General features: G+C 62.0%; 20 protein-coding genes and 1 pseudogene. 12 read left to right on the top strand and 9 right to left on the bottom strand.

What is annotated here, in order from left to right; all coding sequences use genetic code 11:
• Positions 1 to 367 precede the first annotated feature (367 nt).
• The 5 genes from NP825_RS21780 to NP825_RS21760 are packed head-to-tail and all read left to right on the top strand — an operon-like array spanning position 368 to position 5,809.
• Positions 368 to 3,058: an HAD-IC family P-type ATPase gene (locus NP825_RS21780; protein WP_374046581.1), complete on the top strand. Its 2,691-nt coding sequence runs from the start codon at positions 368 to 370 to the stop codon at positions 3,056 to 3,058.
• A gap of 44 nt (positions 3,059 to 3,102) precedes the next feature.
• Positions 3,103 to 3,627: a universal stress protein gene (locus NP825_RS21775; protein WP_257551780.1), complete on the top strand. Its 525-nt coding sequence runs from the start codon at positions 3,103 to 3,105 to the stop codon at positions 3,625 to 3,627.
• Positions 3,584 to 3,955 carry a universal stress protein gene (locus tag NP825_RS21770; RefSeq protein ID WP_257551779.1) on the top strand — a complete coding sequence of 124 codons (372 nt, stop codon included), beginning with the start codon at positions 3,584 to 3,586 and terminating at the stop codon, positions 3,953 to 3,955. The genes NP825_RS21775 and NP825_RS21770 overlap by 44 nt, the downstream gene beginning before the upstream one ends.
• Before the next feature lie 6 nt (positions 3,956 to 3,961).
• Positions 3,962 to 4,930, top strand: a complete 969-nt coding sequence (locus NP825_RS21765) for a calcium/sodium antiporter (protein ID WP_257551778.1) — start codon at positions 3,962 to 3,964, stop codon at positions 4,928 to 4,930.
• Positions 4,931 to 4,981: 51 nt separating this feature from the next.
• The gene (locus tag NP825_RS21760; protein ID WP_257551777.1) at positions 4,982 to 5,809 is read left to right on the top strand and encodes a universal stress protein; all 828 of its coding nucleotides are present in this window, start codon (positions 4,982 to 4,984) and stop codon (positions 5,807 to 5,809) included.
• Between the two features lie 81 nt (positions 5,810 to 5,890).
• Here NP825_RS21760 and NP825_RS21755 read toward each other — a convergent pair whose 3' ends face one another.
• The 3 genes from NP825_RS21755 to NP825_RS21745 all read right to left on the bottom strand — a co-directional run bounded on the left by NP825_RS21755 (position 5,891) and on the right by NP825_RS21745 (position 8,341).
• On the bottom strand, positions 5,891 to 6,271 hold the full coding sequence (locus NP825_RS21755; RefSeq protein WP_089221281.1) for a cytochrome c: 381 nt from the start codon (positions 6,269 to 6,271) through the stop codon (positions 5,891 to 5,893).
• A gap of 161 nt (positions 6,272 to 6,432) precedes the next feature.
• Entirely contained in the window at positions 6,433 to 6,675 is a 243-nt protein-coding gene (locus tag NP825_RS21750) for a YdcH family protein (RefSeq protein ID WP_257551776.1), read from the bottom strand.
• Positions 6,676 to 6,799: 124 nt separating this feature from the next.
• Entirely contained in the window at positions 6,800 to 8,341 is a 1,542-nt protein-coding gene (locus tag NP825_RS21745) for an MBL fold metallo-hydrolase RNA specificity domain-containing protein (RefSeq protein ID WP_089221075.1), read from the bottom strand.
• 228 nt (positions 8,342 to 8,569) lie between these two features.
• Between NP825_RS21745 and NP825_RS21740 the strand changes: the two genes are divergently transcribed.
• On the top strand, positions 8,570 to 9,502 hold the full coding sequence (locus NP825_RS21740; protein ID WP_257551774.1) for a 1-phosphofructokinase family hexose kinase: 933 nt from the start codon (positions 8,570 to 8,572) through the stop codon (positions 9,500 to 9,502).
• Positions 9,503 to 9,601: 99 nt separating this feature from the next.
• Here NP825_RS21740 and NP825_RS21735 read toward each other — a convergent pair.
• Positions 9,602 to 9,844: pseudogene (locus NP825_RS21735) on the bottom strand (recombinase family protein); the annotation flags it as partial.
• 14 nt (positions 9,845 to 9,858) lie between these two features.
• On the opposite strand from NP825_RS21735, the gene NP825_RS21730 reads away from it, so the two are divergent.
• Entirely contained in the window at positions 9,859 to 10,026 is a 168-nt protein-coding gene (locus NP825_RS21730) for a hypothetical protein (RefSeq protein ID WP_257551773.1), read from the top strand.
• Between the two features lie 16 nt (positions 10,027 to 10,042).
• Here NP825_RS21730 and NP825_RS21725 read toward each other — a convergent pair whose 3' ends face one another.
• The 3 genes from NP825_RS21725 to NP825_RS21715 all read right to left on the bottom strand — a co-directional run bounded on the left by NP825_RS21725 (position 10,043) and on the right by NP825_RS21715 (position 10,944).
• Positions 10,043 to 10,201 carry a hypothetical protein gene (locus NP825_RS21725; protein WP_257551772.1) on the bottom strand — a complete coding sequence of 53 codons (159 nt, stop codon included), beginning with the start codon at positions 10,199 to 10,201 and terminating at the stop codon, positions 10,043 to 10,045.
• A gap of 102 nt (positions 10,202 to 10,303) precedes the next feature.
• Positions 10,304 to 10,702, bottom strand: a complete 399-nt coding sequence (locus NP825_RS21720; RefSeq protein WP_257551771.1) for a type II toxin-antitoxin system VapC family toxin — start codon at positions 10,700 to 10,702, stop codon at positions 10,304 to 10,306.
• Positions 10,699 to 10,944, bottom strand: a complete 246-nt coding sequence (locus tag NP825_RS21715; protein WP_257551770.1) for an AbrB/MazE/SpoVT family DNA-binding domain-containing protein — start codon at positions 10,942 to 10,944, stop codon at positions 10,699 to 10,701. The genes NP825_RS21720 and NP825_RS21715 overlap by 4 nt, the downstream gene beginning before the upstream one ends.
• A 173-nt stretch (positions 10,945 to 11,117) precedes the next feature.
• Here NP825_RS21715 and NP825_RS21710 point away from each other — a divergent pair, with 173 nt between their 5' ends.
• The gene (locus NP825_RS21710; RefSeq protein ID WP_257551769.1) at positions 11,118 to 11,261 is read left to right on the top strand and encodes a hypothetical protein; all 144 of its coding nucleotides are present in this window, start codon (positions 11,118 to 11,120) and stop codon (positions 11,259 to 11,261) included.
• A gap of 101 nt (positions 11,262 to 11,362) precedes the next feature.
• Here the strand turns inward: NP825_RS21710 and NP825_RS21705 are convergent, their stop codons facing one another.
• Both NP825_RS21705 and NP825_RS21700 read right to left on the bottom strand, forming a co-directional pair.
• A complete protein-coding gene (locus tag NP825_RS21705) occupies positions 11,363 to 11,497 on the bottom strand; it encodes a hypothetical protein (RefSeq protein WP_257551768.1) in 135 nt (44 codons plus the stop codon).
• A complete protein-coding gene (locus NP825_RS21700; RefSeq protein WP_015449411.1) occupies positions 11,494 to 11,727 on the bottom strand; it encodes a type II toxin-antitoxin system Y4mF family antitoxin in 234 nt (77 codons plus the stop codon). Before NP825_RS21700 ends, NP825_RS21705 begins: the two co-directional genes overlap by 4 nt.
• Positions 11,728 to 11,985: 258 nt before the next feature.
• On the opposite strand from NP825_RS21700, the gene NP825_RS21695 reads away from it, so the two are divergent.
• The 4 genes from NP825_RS21695 to NP825_RS21680 all read left to right on the top strand — a co-directional run bounded on the left by NP825_RS21695 (position 11,986) and on the right by NP825_RS21680 (position 17,524).
• Positions 11,986 to 12,855, top strand: a complete 870-nt coding sequence (locus tag NP825_RS21695) for a universal stress protein (RefSeq protein ID WP_257551840.1) — start codon at positions 11,986 to 11,988, stop codon at positions 12,853 to 12,855.
• Positions 12,856 to 12,868: 13 nt separating this feature from the next.
• Complete coding sequence (locus NP825_RS21690; RefSeq protein ID WP_257551767.1) at positions 12,869 to 13,552, top strand: hypothetical protein; 684 nt, start codon at positions 12,869 to 12,871, stop codon at positions 13,550 to 13,552.
• Positions 13,553 to 13,868: 316 nt separating this feature from the next.
• Complete coding sequence (gene ppsA, locus NP825_RS21685) at positions 13,869 to 16,253, top strand: phosphoenolpyruvate synthase (protein WP_257551839.1); 2,385 nt, start codon at positions 13,869 to 13,871, stop codon at positions 16,251 to 16,253.
• A 257-nt stretch (positions 16,254 to 16,510) separates the two neighbouring features.
• Positions 16,511 to 17,524 (top strand): universal stress protein, encoded by a 1,014-nt coding sequence (locus NP825_RS21680; RefSeq protein WP_257551766.1) that lies wholly within the window; start codon positions 16,511 to 16,513, stop codon positions 17,522 to 17,524.

The following is a 17,524-nucleotide window of genomic DNA, read 5'->3' as shown; positions in this document are numbered from 1 at the left end:
TCGAGATGCGATCGTGATCGTTCCTAGCGGGTCCGGCATAGCGCGTCATCCTCGCAAATGCGGGGCTGCCCCGGATTCCTGCGAGACCGTTAAAGATGTGAAGAACTGCTGTGTTCCGTGAACCTCGATTGCCTCGGCGCGCCGCTCCAGCGCGCGCATGGGCAGCATTGTTTATTATCGGTCGACGGCAGCGGCGTCTCTACGGATATAACCGGATTGCGGTCCACCCGGCCCGTCCGGCTAGTTGACCCCGCATTTATCAAACTGGAGGGCATCGGAGCGCAGCTCAGGAACGCAACAAAGTGGTGACCGAGCCGCGCATCCCTGTGCCAGATACCCATGGCCCAAACTGTCTGAAGGAGGCTTGATGTCGGCGCCTGTCGATTTGGAAGAAATGCGCTGGCATGCATTATCGAGCAGCGAGATCGCCAGGGTTCTTGATGTAGACCTCACCGGCCTCTCCCATGGGGAGGTCGACCGGCAAGTTGCCCGTTTCGGTCCCAATGCGCTACCCAAGGCATCCCGGCGCAGTCCGCTGCTGCGCTTTCTGGCCCAGTTCAACAATACCCTGATCTACGTCCTGCTCGCCGGCGCGCTCGCGGCCGCATTGCTCGACCATATGATCGATGCGTCGGTCATCGTGGCCGTCGTCATCGTGAATGCGATCATCGGTTATATTCAGGAAGGGAAGGCCGAACAGGCGCTTGAGGCGATCCAGCAGATGATCGCGCCAAAGGCGAGCGTCATCCGGGATGGCGCCCGGCTGACGATCCCGGTCGCAGAAATTGTCCCGGGCGACCTCGTTCTCATCGAAGCCGGTGATCGCGTCCCGGTCGATCTCCGGTTGCTCCACGCCCGCCGCCTCCTGATCGATGAGGCTCTGCTGACCGGGGAGTCGGTCGCGGCCGAGAAGCACGAGGCGGTGCTGCCTGCGGAAACGGTTCTTGCGGACCGGCAGAACATGGCCTTCTCCGGCACCCTGGTCGCTGCGGGACAAGCGAACGGTATCGCTGTCGCGACAGGCGCGCATACGCAGATCGGACGGATCAGCTCGCTGATCCAGTCGGTCGAGGTGATGGCGACGCCCCTCCTGACGCAGATCGACCAGTTCGCCCGCCGCTTCACCTGGTTCGTGCTCGCGGGGGGCCTGGCGCTGTTTGCGTTCGCTGTCCTGGCGCGCAGCTACGACTGGGTCGATGCCCTGATCGCCGTCGTCGCCCTGGCGGTGGGCATCGTGCCGGAAGGATTGCCCGCGGTCATCACCATCACGCTGGCCATCGGCGTGCGCCGGATGGCGGCCCGGAACGCCGTCATCCGCAAGCTGCCAGCGGTTGAAACGCTCGGCGCCACTTCGGTGATCTGCTCGGACAAGACCGGTACGCTGACCCGCAACGAGATGACGGCCCGCCGGATCATTTCGGCGCGATGCACCATGCTCGCCAGCGGTTCAGGCTATGTCCCGGAAGGCCATATCCAGGTCGTGGGCGCTGGCGACCAGGCCGAGGCCATGGCCGCTTCGATGCCGCTGATCCGCTGCGGTCTCCTGTGCAACGATGCGTCGCTGCGCAAGGTCGGAGAGGAATGGCGCGTCGAGGGCGATCCCATGGAAGGCGCGCTGTGCGCGCTGGCCGCGAAGGCAGGCGTCGATCCGGAACTGGAGCGTTCGGAATGGGAACGGATCGACGAGATCCCATTCGATGCCGCGCACCGCTTCATGGCGACGCTCTGTCGCGGACCTGACGGCGCGATGACACTGTTCATCAAGGGCGCGCCGGAGGCTATCTTCGCGATGACCTCGCCAGGCGACAGCGCTTATTGGGAAAATGCCATCGCGCAGGCTGGGTCCGAAGGCGAGCGCGTCTTGGCGTTCGGCGCCAAGGCCATGGCGGCGGGTACGCATCGCATCGCATTCGAGGACGTCATGGCGGGCGTCGAGTTGCTTGGCCTTGTCGGCTTCATCGACCCGCCGCGCCTCGAAGCCAGGGAGGCGATCGCGGAGTGCCGCTCGGCCGGGATCGCCGTCAAGATGATCACCGGCGATCATGCCGCGACGGCTCTTGCCATCGCGCGTCAACTCGACCTTGCCGATGACCCCCAGGTGATGACCGGCCTGGACCTTGAGAAACTCTCGGACGAGGAACTCGAGCAGGCCGTCAACCGGATTTCCGTTTTCGCCCGGACCAGTCCGGAACACAAGCTGCGCATTGTCCGCGCTCTGCAGGCCCAAGGCAATATCGTGGCCATGACCGGCGATGGCGTCAACGACGCCCCATCGCTCAAGCAGGCCGATGTCGGCGTGGCGATGGGCATCAAGGGGACCGAGGCGTCGAAGGAGGCCGCCTCGATGGTGCTCCTCGACGACAATTTCGCATCGATCGTCAGCGCCGTGCGCGAGGGCCGGACCGTCTATGACAACATCAGGAAAGTCATTTCCTGGGAAATCCCCACAAACGGCGGCGAGACACTGGCCGTCGTCCTGGCCATCCTGCTGGGGTTTGCCCTCCCGATGTCGGCAACCCAGATCCTGTGGGTCAATCTCATCCTCGCCGCGACCCTTGGTCTGGTGCTCGCCTTCGAACCCACCGAGCCCGGCGCCATGCAGCGCCGTCCGCGCGAGCGCGGCGCGCCCCTGCTTTCACCCTTCCTCCTCTGGCGCGTCGTGCTGGTGTCGGTGCTGTTCGCCGCGGTCACGCTCGGCATCTTCTTCTACACGCTCGATCAGGGCCGCGGGCTTGAAGTCGCGCGCACGATGGTCGTCAACATGTTCATCGTCGCGGAGATCTTCTATCTCTTTAACGTCCGCTATCTGCATATGACGTCCCTGACCTGGCGCGGCACCGTAGGCACCCCCGCCGTGCTGATCGCGATCACGGTCCTCATCCTGGGCCAGGCGCTCTTCACTTACGCCCCGTTCATGAACGCGATCTTCCACTCGCGACCGCTCACTTTCGCCGACCTCGCATTGCTTGTGGTCGCCGGCGCGGCTCTCATGCTCCTGCTCGAGGTCGAAAAGCACGTCATGCGGCGGCTGGGCTGGTTCGAGGAACTCAACGACTAGGAGAACGAAATATGACCCAAGGCACTTTTCCCAGGCGCATCGCCTTGGCGACCGACCTCAGTCATCGCTGCGACCGTGCGCTTGATCGTGCCCTGCTGGTCGCCAAGGCGTGGCAGGCTGAACTCACCGTCATTCACGCGCTTGCTCCGCCTGAAGATTCTCCTCTGTTCGGGAGCCTGCGCGACCTACCGTCCTGGCGCCGCTCGCCCGATCCGGTTCGAAAGGCGCGCGACCGCATCTACAGGGATCTGGTCCGCGAGGATCCAGGTGTCGACATCATGGTTCACGTCGAGACGGGCTCGCCGGCCGAGGTGGTCCTGGGTGCTGCCCGGGCGTCCCATGCGGATCTGATCGTTACCGGCGTCGCCCGCGACGAACTGCTCGCGCGCATGTTCCTCGGCGACACCGTTGACCGGCTGATCCGCAAATCTCCCGTTCCGGTCCTGATCGTTCGCGACCGTGCTTTCGAGCCCTATCGCACCATGCTCGTAACCACCGATTTCTCGGCATCCTCCCGCGTTGCGCTTGAGACGGCCGGAGGCAGGCATCTCGCTCTTTCACGCCTATGACGTGCCTTTTGCCGGCTATCTTGGCCGCGCCGAGGTCGAGAAGCAGTTCGAAGGATATGGCAAGGACGCGGCCGACAAGTTCCTGGCCGAAGCCGGGATCGCGCCCGACGCCGCGCGCAAGGTCAGCCGCATGATCGAACATGGCGTGCCCGAGGGGCTGCTGCGGGACTATGCCGAGAATTCGCGACGCCATCTCAACGTGGTGGGGTCTCATGGCGGCGGCATGGTCTATGAGACCCTGATCGGCAGCACGGCGCGCAAGATCATCGATGCCGTGCCCGGCGACGTCCTTCTCGTCCCCGATCCCACCAGGCGCAAGGTAGACTAACCGCCAATGGCTCATGCAATCGTCTGGATTGGTGTCGGGCTTGCCGCGTTGATCGCCGGTGCCGAACTGCTCGTAAGAGGCGGCGCGGCACTGGCAGCCCGCCTTGGCATTTCACCCCTGCTGATTGGCCTTACCGTGGTTGCGCTTGGAACGAGCACGCCGGAGCTGGCCGTTGGCATCGAGGCCGCCATACAAGGCAACGGCTCGCTCGCGATCGGGAACATCGCCGGCACGAACACGGTCAATATCCTCCTGATCCTTGGCCTCAGCGCCGCATTGCAGCCGCTGGCGATCCAAATGCAGACCCTGCGTCTGGAGCTCCCCGCGATTGTCATTGCCGCCGCCACGCTGCTCGCCTTCGCCTGGGACGGCACGCTCTCGCGGTTGGAGGGCCTCCTGCTCGTCACCATGGGCGCGGCATTCACGCTGGCGGTCATCCGCGCAGCCCGGCGAGAGAGCCTCAAGGTCAAGCTGGAGTTCGCCCGTGAGTTCGGGCCCCGGCGCCTCGCCAACCGTCAGGCGGCGACCGAGATGCTGATGCTCGCGGTCGGTCTCGTCATCATCGTTGTCGGCGCCGACTGGCTCGTTGAAAGTGCTGTCGACCTGGCACGTCTCTGGCATGTGTCGGACGCCTTCATCGGCTTGACCATCGTTGCCATTGGCACCTCAGCACCCGAACTCGTGACCACGATCATCTCCACGATCCGCGGCGAGCGCGACATCGCGATCGGCAACCTGATCGGAAGCAGCGTCTACAACATTCTCATAATCCTGGGCGTGACCTGCCTCATCCCGGCCCATGGGGTTGATGTCAGCAGTCATCTCATCCGCATCGACATACCGGTCATGCTGGGCGTTGCGCTGTTCTGCATTCCGGTTTTCGTCAGCGGGCGCCAGATTTCGCGGTTCGAGGGCGGCCTCTTCGTCAGCTTTTACGCCGCCTATCTCAGCTACCTCATCATACAGCGCACATAACATCCACCGGCCCTAGCGAGTGGAACTTGGTCAACCGAGAAGGAGGAAAACATGCTGAAAGACCTCGTCGCAATCGTGGACAATGGAGAGGCCGCCCGCGGCTTCATCGAGCGCGCCACGGCGTTCGCCGCCGCGCAGGAGGCGCATCTCGCAATATCCTTGATGATGGACATTTTCGACAATGCTGCTGTGTTGCCACCCTTCGATTATTATCCGGTGATCCTGGATCGCATCGATGACGAAGCGAAGCGCCGCACGGAAACGGTGAAGGCCGCCGTGGAAGACGCGCCGATCCCCGTCGAGATCCGTCCCGTCGCGGACGCCCTTGCCTATCTCGGCGGCGTGTCACGTGTTGAAGGACGTTATGCCGATCTTCTGCTGATCGGCGGTGCTTCGGCCTTCGAGAACCAGAAACTGCGTCGCCGGAGCCTGCAGGCCGCCGTGACGGGATCGGGCGGACCCGTCCTGGTCCTGCCGGACGAGGCAAGGCTCGAACGCGTGGGCCGCGCCGTTCTGGGATGGGACGCCTCGAGCGAAGCGCGCCGCGCTGCCCGGGATCTTATCGATGTTGCCGATCCGGGCGCCGTCATCGACGTGGTCTGTGTGGATCCGGAACCGACTGCCGAAGGTCACGGTCCCGCTCCCGGCTCGGATATTGCCCGCCACCTCGCCCGCCACGGCTTCAAGGTCGACGTTCATGTGGTGAGTTCGACCGGCCGGCGCGTTTCCGTGGCCCTCCAGGATTTTGCAAACGAAACTGGAGCGGACCTTCTCGCCATCGGCGCCTTTGCCCATTCGCGGGTACGCGATATTCTGCTGGGCGGCGTCACGCGCGACCTGATCGACGACGTCGGCCTGCCTGTCCTGATGTCGCGTTGACGGCGGAGAAGCAGAGCATCCATCTGGCTAAGGAGGGGGCGTCGGTGATGCACCGGCTCTCTCCAAATTCCGGATTATCCATCATTCCATGGGCGCGAAACACCGCGCCATGGCCGTGTCATCCGACGAAGGTTTGCGGCATGGGTTGAGCTCATGAAGGAACGCGATGATGTCCGTCACCTCCTGCGGCGTCAGGACAAAGCGCGGCATATCACGGTGACCGACCTCAAGACCCTTCAGGAACGCAGGCCGCAAAGCGTCGACCGGATATTGCCTGTAGAGATTGCGAAACGGTGGCGCGAGCACGTTGGGACTCGCATTGGTTTCGCCGATGGCGTGACAACTCGCGCATCGCCGCTCCGCCAGTTCGCGACCTTGAGATACTTCTCCTGCGTCGCTGGCAGCCGCGAAGGTAGAGGCTCCCGTCAGCAACAGGCCGATTGCAATGGATTTCTTCCACATGCTGGATGACCCTGAATGGCAAGAACTTCTCAACAGACCCAATTCTGCCGCTATTCAACTGCGTTGAGGGCGTAGGATCATTCTCTCGCCCCCTCCTCATTTTCGCACAACGCTTGCGCGGAAGGCGGCCGGACGCCGCGCGCCCGGCCGCTGTCTACCGATCAGGCTGCCTGTGAAAGCGCTTCGGCGATCTGGTCCTTGATCGACAGGCGGCGCTTGCGCAGCTCGGTCTCACGATCCTGCGATGTCGGCTGAACGTTGGTTTCGGCCACATGAATCTCGTCGTTTACTTCATCATAAGTGGCGAGCAGCTGCGCAAAGATCGGGTCTGAAACTTTTAGCGCGTGGATCTTGTCCATCTGGTCCGGAAACTCTTCGCCCAAGGTATGCGGTGTATTCGACATGTTTTACTCCGTTGGCTTTGATGCAAGCGTGATAGGAGACGCGCCACGGCGCGCCGATACGTAGGTTCCCTAATCCGCTCCAGGCTCGATCCGTCTATCCCGATTGCCGCGTCGCTGAGAAAATCTAACCGTTCCGCGCTTTCCGCTTGTCCCGGTGCCTCTGGTACGAGCGAAGAACCTCGGACATCCGCGCAAGGGCTTCGCGCCGTTCCGAGGCGCTCTCGATACCCTGGAGCTCCTTTTTCAGGCGGATCGAGAAATCGGCATAGTCATTCTGCCAGTCGCGCCCGACTGCGCCTTGCAGTTCGGGGTCGCCCGTCTTGAGGCGCCGCGCCGGCGCGCGCGCGGGAAGCGCATAGGTCTCGCCCAGCTTCGGGGCGATGATCGACGCCGCCGTCCCGTCCGATTGCAGCAACCGGCGAAATGTCTCGACCGATCCGGACTCGCCGTGGCTCAGGAAGAGGCTGCCCTCGATCGGCTGCCGCGCCTTGATCCATCGCTGAAGATCCTGCTGGTCAGCATGCGCTGAATAGGAGTCGATCCGGCGGATCTGGGCACGAACGGCGACGTCCTGACCCCAGATCCGCACGCGGTTGGCGCCATCGAGAATGGTCCGGCCGAGCGACCCGGCCGCCTGGAAGCCGACGAACAGGATCGTCGATTCCCTTCGCCCCAGATTATGGCGCAGGTGATGGCGGATGCGCCCGGCCTCGCACATGCCCGAAGCCGCCATGATGATGGCGCCGGACAGACTGTTGAGCCGCATCGATTCCGCGGCGTTCAGGACATAGTGGAAGGACGGATGGTGGAAGATCTCGCCCGAGCCCATGTCCTCAAGCTCCCCGGCGTGCTTCGCGAACACCTCGGTCGCCCGCGTCGCCAGGGGAGAATCGATGAACACCTGGGGGTGGGCCAGACGTCCGGTATTGATGAGCATGGCGATGTCGAGGAGCAGTTCCTGCGTTCGCTCCAGCGCGAACACCGGGATGACGAGATTGCCGCCGCGCGTCAGCGCCGCCTTGATTTCAGCTTCCAGAAGCGTGCGGCGCTGCTCGATCGTTAAATCCTCGCGGACCCGGTCGCCATAGGTGCTTTCGCAGATCACATGATCGAGCCCCGACGGTCCCTCAGGATCGGCGTGGAAAGCCTTGTGGTCAGGTCCAAGATCGCCGGAAAAGAGTAAGCGCGTTTCGCCGATCTGCATCTCGACGGAGGTCGATCCGAGAATGTGGCCGGCATTCCACAACCGGGCCGTGAAGCCCCGCGCGGGCTGGAACCACTTGTTGAGCGCCACCGTCTCTATCTGGTCATAGGCCGCCTTGGAATCGGCCTCGGTATAGATCGGCTCGACCGGCTCCTCGTCCTTGCGATCCCTGCGCCGGTTACGGCGTTCCGCTTCGCTTTCCTGAATGCGCCCGGCATCGGGCAGCATGTGGTAGAGAAGATCGCGCGTTTGCGGCGTCGCATAGACCGGCCCCCTGAAGCCCTCGGCGACCAGCTTTGGCAACAGGCCGCTATGGTCGATATGCGCGTGCGTGAGGACGACGGCGGCAATCTTGCGTGCATCGAACGAAAAGGGCTCGCGATTGAGTGTCTCAAGCGTCCGGGGGCCCTGGAACAGGCCGCAATCAATCAGGATCGCGCGGCCATCATATTCGAGTTCCATGCACGAACCAGTGACTGTCCCTGCGGCGCCGTGGAAGGTGATTTTCGGCTCATTGCTCGTCACTGCACGCGCTCCCAATTAGCAGGGTTCTGATCCGCGACACCATAGTGACGCGATGTGCTCCCGCTATGAGAGATTTTCCTTAATGCGCGCTGCCCGTCGCGCCAGCGGAACGAATGGGGGATATTGCGGATAGACCGGAATGCACCCAGCCCGTTCAATTGGCGGATGACGAACATCGCCACCCTGACCCTGAACCCCACGATCGACGTCGCCTATGAAGTCGATCGTATTTTCCACACGCGCAAGATGCGGACCAAATCCGAATTCTACAGTCCAGGCGGCGGCGGAATCAACGTCGCTCGGGTCTTCGTTCGCCTCGGCGGCAATGCCCGAAGCTATTATATGGCGGGCGGCGCCACAGGCGATGCCCTGGACGGCCTGCTCGATCTGCATCAACTCGTCCACAATCGCATCCACATCGCGGGCCATACCCGTGTCGCATCCGCCGTACTCGAACTCGAAAGCGGCAAGGAGTATCGTTTCGTTCCACCGGGGCCGACCATCCAGCCAGCCGAATGGCAGGCCTGCCTTGACCAGCTTGAAACCGCGCAGTGCAACTTCATGGTCCTGAGCGGTTCGCTGCCACCCGGCATGCCCGACGATTTTTATGGTCGGGTCGTGGCAATAATGCGCCGTCGCAATATTCCCGTCGTCCTCGACAGTTCAGGCCCTGGCCTCAAGGGCGGCCTTGATGAAGGCGGCGTCTTTCTCGTCAAGCCCAGCATCGGCGAGCTGCGGCAGCTGACCGGACTCGAACTCGCCAATCCCGACGAAATCGCCGATGCGGCAAGCGAAATCGTTCAATCCGGACGAGCCGCCCATGTCGCCGTCACCATGGGCCATGAAGGCGCGATCCTTGCGAGCACCGCTGGACCGCTTTTCCTGCCCGTAGCCCCCATCGAGGCGAAAAGCGCGGTCGGCGCCGGCGACAGCTTCCTGTCCGCCATGCTCTTTGCGATCTCGATCGGCTGGGAGATGGGCGAAGCATTCCGTTTCGGCATTGCGGCTGGCGCTGCCGCGGTGATGAGCCCGGGCCACGATCTCGCCAGGCCAAGCGACATCGAACATCTATATCAACGGACGTCGCAAATATCCTGAGTGTTGCGAAGATCGGTATATCCCACTCGACTGCCGGGACGGTGAGGAGCCATTCGCCAGAGGCTTCATCATAGACATACTCGTCGCTCGCATCGCGCATCTTTTGGTGAGGGACTGGACCAACTTTCGCAGGTCATCGAGCTTGCGCGCAAGCCGATCCATGCTGTGGACCACATCGGTATCGCCTTCGCGGGCGAAGGTCAGCATGGCGTCGAGTTGGGGCCGGTTGACGTCCTTGCCCGAAGCCTTCTCGGTGAAAACCCGGTCGAGCGACTGCCCTTCCAACTGGCGATCGACATTCTGATCGAATGTGCAATTGATTCGCAACAAGGCCGCTTTCAGGCTATGGGCGTGGCATGAGCGAAGAGGGCTTCTTGTTTGCAAGGCACGCGGACAGCCTGCGCTATTATGAGGAACGAGCGCGCCGCGAAAAAGAGGCGGCCGAATCCCCTTTGCTGCCCCATGGTCGCTCCACCGATCAGCGCGCGCCGCCCCAAGGGAAGGGGACTGCCCGGAACCGCTGATCCACGGCGCGGCGGATCATATCCGCTTGTTAATTTCCGCCCGAAGGCCGATGACCGCCTCGATGCGAACAAAATCGTTCGCCAGCGCGATGATGCGAGGATCGAATTCGTTGGCGCCACCATCCCGCAGCGCCGCCGCTTCACATTTTATTTCGGCGATCATCCGTGCCGTCATCGTCACGAAATCGGCTGCGCTGTCGCGGACGGCATCCGCCCGTTCCGACGCGCCTTCCCAAGGATCAGCAGTTCCCATGAATCCTCCAAGGCATGACAGACATCATTGATGATTGCGGACCAGCACCACCCCGACCTTGGCGGCATCGGCAATGTTTTTCCATGCCGTATCAGCCGTCCAGGCGGGGAGGCCGTCGCGGCGGGCGAGGGCGAGGCAGAAGCGGTCTCCCAGCGATAGCCCGGCTTCGGCGGTGACGGCGCGCAGGCGGCCCGCGAGCTGGCCCAACGCCTTGTCCGCCGGCACGATCGTCATGGGCAGCGGATCGAGCATCGCATCGACCTCGCGTTCGGGCATCCCGAGCCGGATGTAATGGCTTACGACTTCGGCATAGTTGATGGCGCTGATCCGCGACGAGGCGATCACCCCGGCGACCTTCGCGCCGCCCGGTTCGTCCTGCAACATCGCCAGCAGCGCCGAAGCGTCCAGAACGACCTCGTTCATTCACCGCTCTCCGCGACGCGGTTCGCAAGGAACGCATCTACGGAGGCTTCGGGCTTTCCTTCGGTGAACCGCTGGGCAATCGCTTTCGCACGGGCGACGGCTTGGGCCGCGGTGCGCAGGACCACACCATCATCCGTTTCTTCCAGAAACACCGCGCCGCCTTCGGTCAAGCCGAGCCGCTTGCGCAGATCGGCGGGAAGGCTCATCCGTCCGTTGGGCGTGATATTGACCTGTATCGTCATGGGTGGCTCCAAACGAGAATTGTGCGTCGTGGTTGCAATATAGGCACGAAACGCCATTTGAACAACAAGATCGCATTTGTGGCATAATCATGATAATGTGCCAAACCCGCTTAACGTGGTCGGCCCTGGCGAAGCTGTTGAAACCCGTTTCGGGTTCGAGCCGTGCGCTTGTGATGGCGACATGCAGCGGCGGCGATCGTCAGTTGACCCAGGCGCTGATCGAGGGCGATTTCGTCTATCGTCGTTGGGATGGAACGGAGTATCTGCGCTATCCGTCGAATGCTTCACCTAACATAACGCATTTGTGCTGCATGTGATGTGGACCCTAGAATATCGCGCTTTCTAAGATTATATTTAACATAATCATCATTATCAGTCTTTTATCCTTTTATATCAATATGTTATAAAATCACTCCCTCTATGTTCCCAGCTTCAGCGCAAGCCGGTCCGCCCGGTCGAGCACAATCATCGGCAAATCGCCAAGACGAGACACATCCTCAAGTCCGGGCACTTCGATCCCAGCGATGATGGCGCCCCGGATATCGGTAGTCATACTGGCCGGCCCGCCATCACGATCCCATCCGGTCGCCGGATCTGGAGTTCACAGCCCAATGCTGCAAGGACCGCGATGACTTTACCGATCTGGGCTGTCGCCTTGCCTCGCTCGAGTTCGACAAGGAAGCGCAGCCCGACCCCGCTTGCGGCCGCCAATTCATCCTGGCGGAGCCCAAGCGCCTTGCGTTCGTCGCGAATGATTTGTCCGATCGCTGTTGTGTCGAGCATAGCACCCTACTTTCCCGAACGGGAAATATTGGGCCCGACACCGATTTCAAGCAGAAATTTACCCGATCGGGTATTTCTGGCCCGATCCCAGCAGGAAAGCTAATAAATTTCCCGTCCGGGATATCGCCGCGCACATGCTGCGATTGAATCAGCCCATATCTGAAGTTGAGACAAGCTGCTGTAAGTCCCTTTGCAGACGTCGACGACCGCTGGTACCTTCCCGGCCATGGTATCTGCTTGTCTCCTCAGTTGAATTTTATGGTCACGCCGCAAACGATCCTGCTGCCCACCGACTTTACCGGCCGGTGCGACCGCTCCCGCGACCGGGCGGTGCTATTGGCACGCGCCTGGGGCGCCAGGTTAGTGCTTCTTCACGTCCTCGAGGACGATGCGACGATACCGTGGGATCGCGAAGAAGCCATCGATCGGGCCCAGGCGAAGCTTGAGAGCGAAGTGCAAAACAGTGATATCGCGATTTGCACGAGGGTCGCGTTCGGTGATGTCACTTCGACCATTCTCGATGTCGCTGCCGAATTCTCGGTCGATCTCATCGTCACAGGCATTTCCCGCAAGGACGAGCTCGGAGATTTCCTCATTGGAACCACGGTCGAACGCCTGGCACGACGGGCAGGCTTGCCGCTCCTGATCGTCAAGGGCCGCGCGGAAGATGAATATCGGCAGCTGATGGCGGCCACGGATTTTTCGGAATGCTCGCGAACCGCGCTGATAACCGCGGTTGACCTGTTCCCATCGGCGGCGATCACGCTCGTCCATGCCTATCACGTCCGGCTTGAGGCGTTGCGCGGCCGCGAAGGCCCCGCCGCGGCGCAACAGGCGGAAATCGCGATGGAGCTAGACGCGTTTCTGAACGCGACCGCCCTGCCTCATGGGACGCAAGCACTCATTGATGTCAACGTGGATTATGGTGACGTCTGCCAGGTTGCGCGCGACCATGTGCAGACGAACGTTGTCGATCTCGCGGTCATTGGAACCCATGGGCGCTCGGCGCTGGCAACAGCAATGCTCGGTAGCACGGCGCGCGCCCTTGTCGGCTGCCTCGAATGCGACGTCCTGCTGGTTCCGCAGAGCAGCCGGGCTAACCAGCCGGCGCACCACATCATCCGCTGAAGCGTGCCTGTCGATGCAGGACAATAAGCCAGTTGAGGGGAAGCGAGCGAGGTTCGCGCATCTCGTCATCCTCGTCGCCCTGCAATCCGTGATGGCAGCGGAGCTTGTTTTTCTGGTCGTCGAGGAGCAATGGGTCCACGTCTTCCTGGTGGCTGGAATCATGCTGACGATGGCGTTGCCTGTCGTGCTGAAAGCCCGCTTTTCCGTTCAGATACCACCTGAAGTACAGATACTTGCCATCCTGTTTGGTTTTGCCACTCTCTTCCTCGGCGAGGTCCGCGACTATTATGAACGTTTTTGGTGGTGGGATCTGGTCCTTCATACAACGGCAGGACTACTCCTGGGCCTTCAAGGGTTCATGACAGTCTACATCCTCAATGAAGACCGCCATGTGGACCTTCATATGAGGCCTTCGTTTCTCGCAATCTTTGCATTCTGTTTCTCCCAGGCGATCGGTGCCCTTTGGGAGATATTCGAGTTCGGGATGGACCAGGTATTCGGGTTAACTATGCAAAAGCCCATGCTCGGCGACCCGTCTGGACTTACCGACACAATGTGGGATCTCATCGTCAACGCCATCGGTGCGCTCGCGATCAGCGTGGCTGGCTGGCGCTATCTCAGTCGCGCCCGATCCTCCTACGTGGACGACTGGGTCAAACGCTTCATCGCTCGCAATCCCCAGCTCTTCGGTGATTGAAACGATCGCCGTCCCGCCGATGGCGTGAGAGAAGCACCTGAAGCAGCCGGGCTGACCAAGCATTTGACGGCAAAGCCCGCGAAAATCGCCGGTGCCGCCCTGGCCAACAGGCTCCATCGGATGGCTTGGGTCGCCACAAGCCGAAGCAAAACATATCGGACCGCGGCCGCCCCTTAATCCCGGTCCTTCTGTGCTCTGCGGCGCATAGGACCCTTACGTAATGACCCTCGCCACCTCCTCGGCGATGGTCACCTGCGAAAACGAGGCGATCAAGGCGGTAGCGCGCCTGGCGCCGTACCCAAGCTGGAGGGGAGCCATGCCCAAACCATTGATCCTGTGGTTCGAGGAAATCGCCATCGCAGACGTGCCGGCCGTTGGCGGCAAAAACGCGTCTCTGGGCGAGATGACGGCGGCGCTTTCTCAAAAGGGCGTCAAGGTCCCATCCGGTTTCGCTACAACCGCTGAGGCTTATCGGGCATTTGTGCATGACAACCAGCTTGCCCCGCTGATCACCCAACATCTCGCCGCTTTCCATTCCGGGAAAAAGACGTTGCAGGAAACCGGACAAGCCATTCGTCGCCTGTTCCTGGAGGGCGCAATCCCTTCCTATGTCGCGGAAGATATATTGGCCGCCTATGCGGAACTCGGTCGCCGCACGGGCATTGATCATCCGGCCGTCGCCGTGCGCAGCAGTGCTACCGCCGAGGATCTCCCGGATGCGAGTTTCGCGGGACAACAGGAAACCTTCCTGAACGTGAAAGGGCAGCTCGCACTTCAGGACGCCTGCCGGCGCTGTTTCGCCTCGCTGTTCACGGACCGGGCAATCAGTTACCGCGATGCGATGGGCTTCGATCATCTCGACGTTGCCCTTTCGATCGGTATCCAGCAGATGGTGCGTTCGGATTTATCCGGCTCGGGGGTCATGTTCTCGATCGACACCGAAACCGGATTTCCCAACGCGATCGTCATCAGTGCCGCCTGGGGCCTCGGTGAAACCGTGGTGCAGGGCACCGTCAATCCGGACAGATATGTCGTTTTCAAGCCGCTTCTCGTACAGCCGGGAAACGAGCCGATCATCGACAAGGAGCTTGGCGGCAAGGCTTTCCGCATGATCTACGGCGAAGGCGGAAGCCACCGCACGCGCATCGTCGAGACGACCGCGCAGGAACGCCGGTCCTTCGTGCTCGACAATGCCGATATCCTGCAGCTTGCCCGCTGGGCCGTCGCGATCGAGGACCATTATCAACGCCCGATGGACATCGAGTGGGCGAAAGACGGCGAGACGGGCGAACTTTACATTGTTCAGGCTCGGCCCGAGACGGTCCAGGCGCAATCCAGCGTCACCGCCTTCCGGCATTACCGCCTCCAATCGAAAGGCGCCGCAATGACGACCGGCGCCGCCATCGGCACTGCCATCGCCGCCGGAAAAGCCTGCGTGATCCGCACCGCCGCCGACATCGAACAGTTCCGCGATGGATCGATCCTCGTCACCGAGACGACAGATCCCGACTGGGTTCCCGCCATGAAACGGGCTGCGGGCATCGTGACCAACCATGGCGGCACCACCAGCCATGCCGCCATCGTCAGCCGCGAACTTGGCGTCCCCGCGATCGTCGGCACGGGAAATGCCACCGAGGTCATCGCCGAAAACCAGGACATCACGATCAGTTGCGCCGAGGGGGACGTCGGCACGATCTACGACGGCATCCTCGATTTCTCGGTAACAGAGGTCGATATCGGCGCCCTGCCCGTCACCAGGACCGACATGATGGTCAATATCGCCAACCCGGCAGCAGCCTTCCAGTGGTGGAGGCTGCCCGCAAAGGGCGTTGGCCTCGCCCGTATGGAATTCATCATCAATGCCCACATCAAGGTCCACCCCATGGCGCTTGTCCATCCCGAGCGCGCGAGCCCGGAAGCCCAGCGCCAGATCCGGGAACTCACACGTGGATACGCACACCCGTCCGACTATTTCGTCGACGTCCTCGCTCGTGGCATCGCCAAGCTTGCAAGCCCCTATCACCCCCACCCCGCCATCGTTCGCCTCAGCGACTTCAAGACCAACGAATATGCCCACCTCGTGGGCGGCGACGTCTTCGAACCTGAGGAAGAGAATCCGATGCTCGGATTCCGGGGCGCGTCACGCTATTATGACGACCGTTATCGCGAAGGCTTTGCGCTCGAATGCCGCGCCCTCAAACGGGTGCGTGAAACCATGGGCTTCCGCAACGTCATCGTGATGGTTCCCTTCTGCCGCACCCCGGCCGAAGCTGATCGCGTCCTCGAAGCCATGGCCGAAAATGGCCTGCGCCGCGGCGAGAACGGCCTCCAAGTCTATATGATGTGCGAGATCCCCTCGAACGTCATCCTGGCCGAACAGTTCGCCACGCGCTTCGACGGCTTCTCCATCGGGTCGAACGACCTCACCCAGCTGGTGCTTGGCGTCGACCGCGATTCAGGCTTACTGGCAGGCTTGTTCGATGAGCGTGATGAGGCCGTCACCCGGATGATCGCCGAGGCCATACGCAAGGCTCATGCTGCCGGCATCAAGATCGGCATTTGCGGCCAAGCGCCGAGCAATCACCCAGATTTCGCGGCTTTCCTCGTGGCTGAAGGTATCGACTCCATATCGCTGAACCCGGACAGCTTCGTACGGACGGTGCAGGCCGTTTCGGCAGCCGAGGGCATCTCGGCGACCTGATCTCCCCTGCCCGACCGGCGCGCGAGCCACGATTTTTCCCGAAGCGCCAGTCCGGTGCGGCCAACCGGAAACCCTTCAGTCCTCTGCTATTCGTAAAAGCCCTAATGTCTTCCCCCGATTGGCCCCGATAGCCTGCTCCCGCACTGGCTCGAATCAGCAAGGGGGCAAGGGCTGGTCCACGCAGCGCACCAAGAGGGTCCGCCGCACTCAAAACCGCCGATCGCCGGGGGACGAACGGCAACAGGAGGTCGTGTCCCATGTCTGCTGTCGCTGCGTTTCCTATTCCGTCCCACCCCCACCCGACCGCTTCCGACCCAGGGATCGTTGCCTGTATCGACTGCGCCGACCGCAACGCCTGGATTTATCCGCACGCCGCTGCGCTCGCGGCCGCACTCGAGTTCCCGGTTACGCTCCTCCAGGTTCTCGATGCCGATACATCTCCTGACGTGCGCCCGGATCCGATCGAGTGGAATCTTCGACGACGCGAAGCGTTGCGCGCGCTGGGTCGATGCACCACTACGGCTCAGACACCAACGCCCCAAACCACGATCGAACTCGCCGAAGGACAAACGGCAGAAGAGATCTGTCGCTTCATTGGCGAGCACAGCGATGGTCTGATCGTGCTGGGAAGGCGCGGAAAGAAGGAGCTGGGCAAGACCGGAATAGGCGGCACCGCTCAGAAAATCCTCGCCCACGCGCCAAGCCCAATCCTGCTCGTCCCTGTCGAGGCTCAAGCACCGGACCAGTGCTACCAGCGCATTCTCGTGCCGCTTGATGGGTCGCGCTGGGCGGAAAGCGTCCTGCCCATGGCCGCGCGCATTGCGCGCGCCGCCAACGCGGAGATCCTGCTCGCCCATGTCGTCCCCGCCCCCGAAATGATCGAAGCACGGCCGCTGGAACTGGAAGACAAGGAGCTTCGCCAAAGTCTCATCGAGCGCAACGAACAGGCCGCGCACAGCTATCTTCAGCGGATCAAATCGAACCTGGCAGCGAGCGGCCTTCGCGTTCGCACCCTGTCAACCCGCGCAGAGGATGTCCGCGAGGCGCTCAATGGGTTGATCCAAAAGGAAGCCGTCGATCTCACCGTGATGTCGGCCCGCGGCCATAATCGTCAGCACGTGGCGGACGTTCCCTATGGCACGGTCGCATCGTACCTGATGGCGCACTGCAGCGTACCGATGCTCGTTTTGCCGACCACATCTCGCCCGGCGCAGACAACTCTCCCAACCACGCATGAGAGGCTCCGCTTGCCGGTCGGCGGCCTGGGCTGA

The organism is Sphingopyxis sp. DBS4, assembly GCF_024628865.1.
In the GTDB taxonomy this organism is placed as follows: Bacteria; Pseudomonadota; Alphaproteobacteria; order Sphingomonadales; family Sphingomonadaceae; genus Sphingopyxis.
Note: the sequence above shows the minus strand (reverse complement) of the source record. Positions and strands in the feature narration are given on the sequence as shown.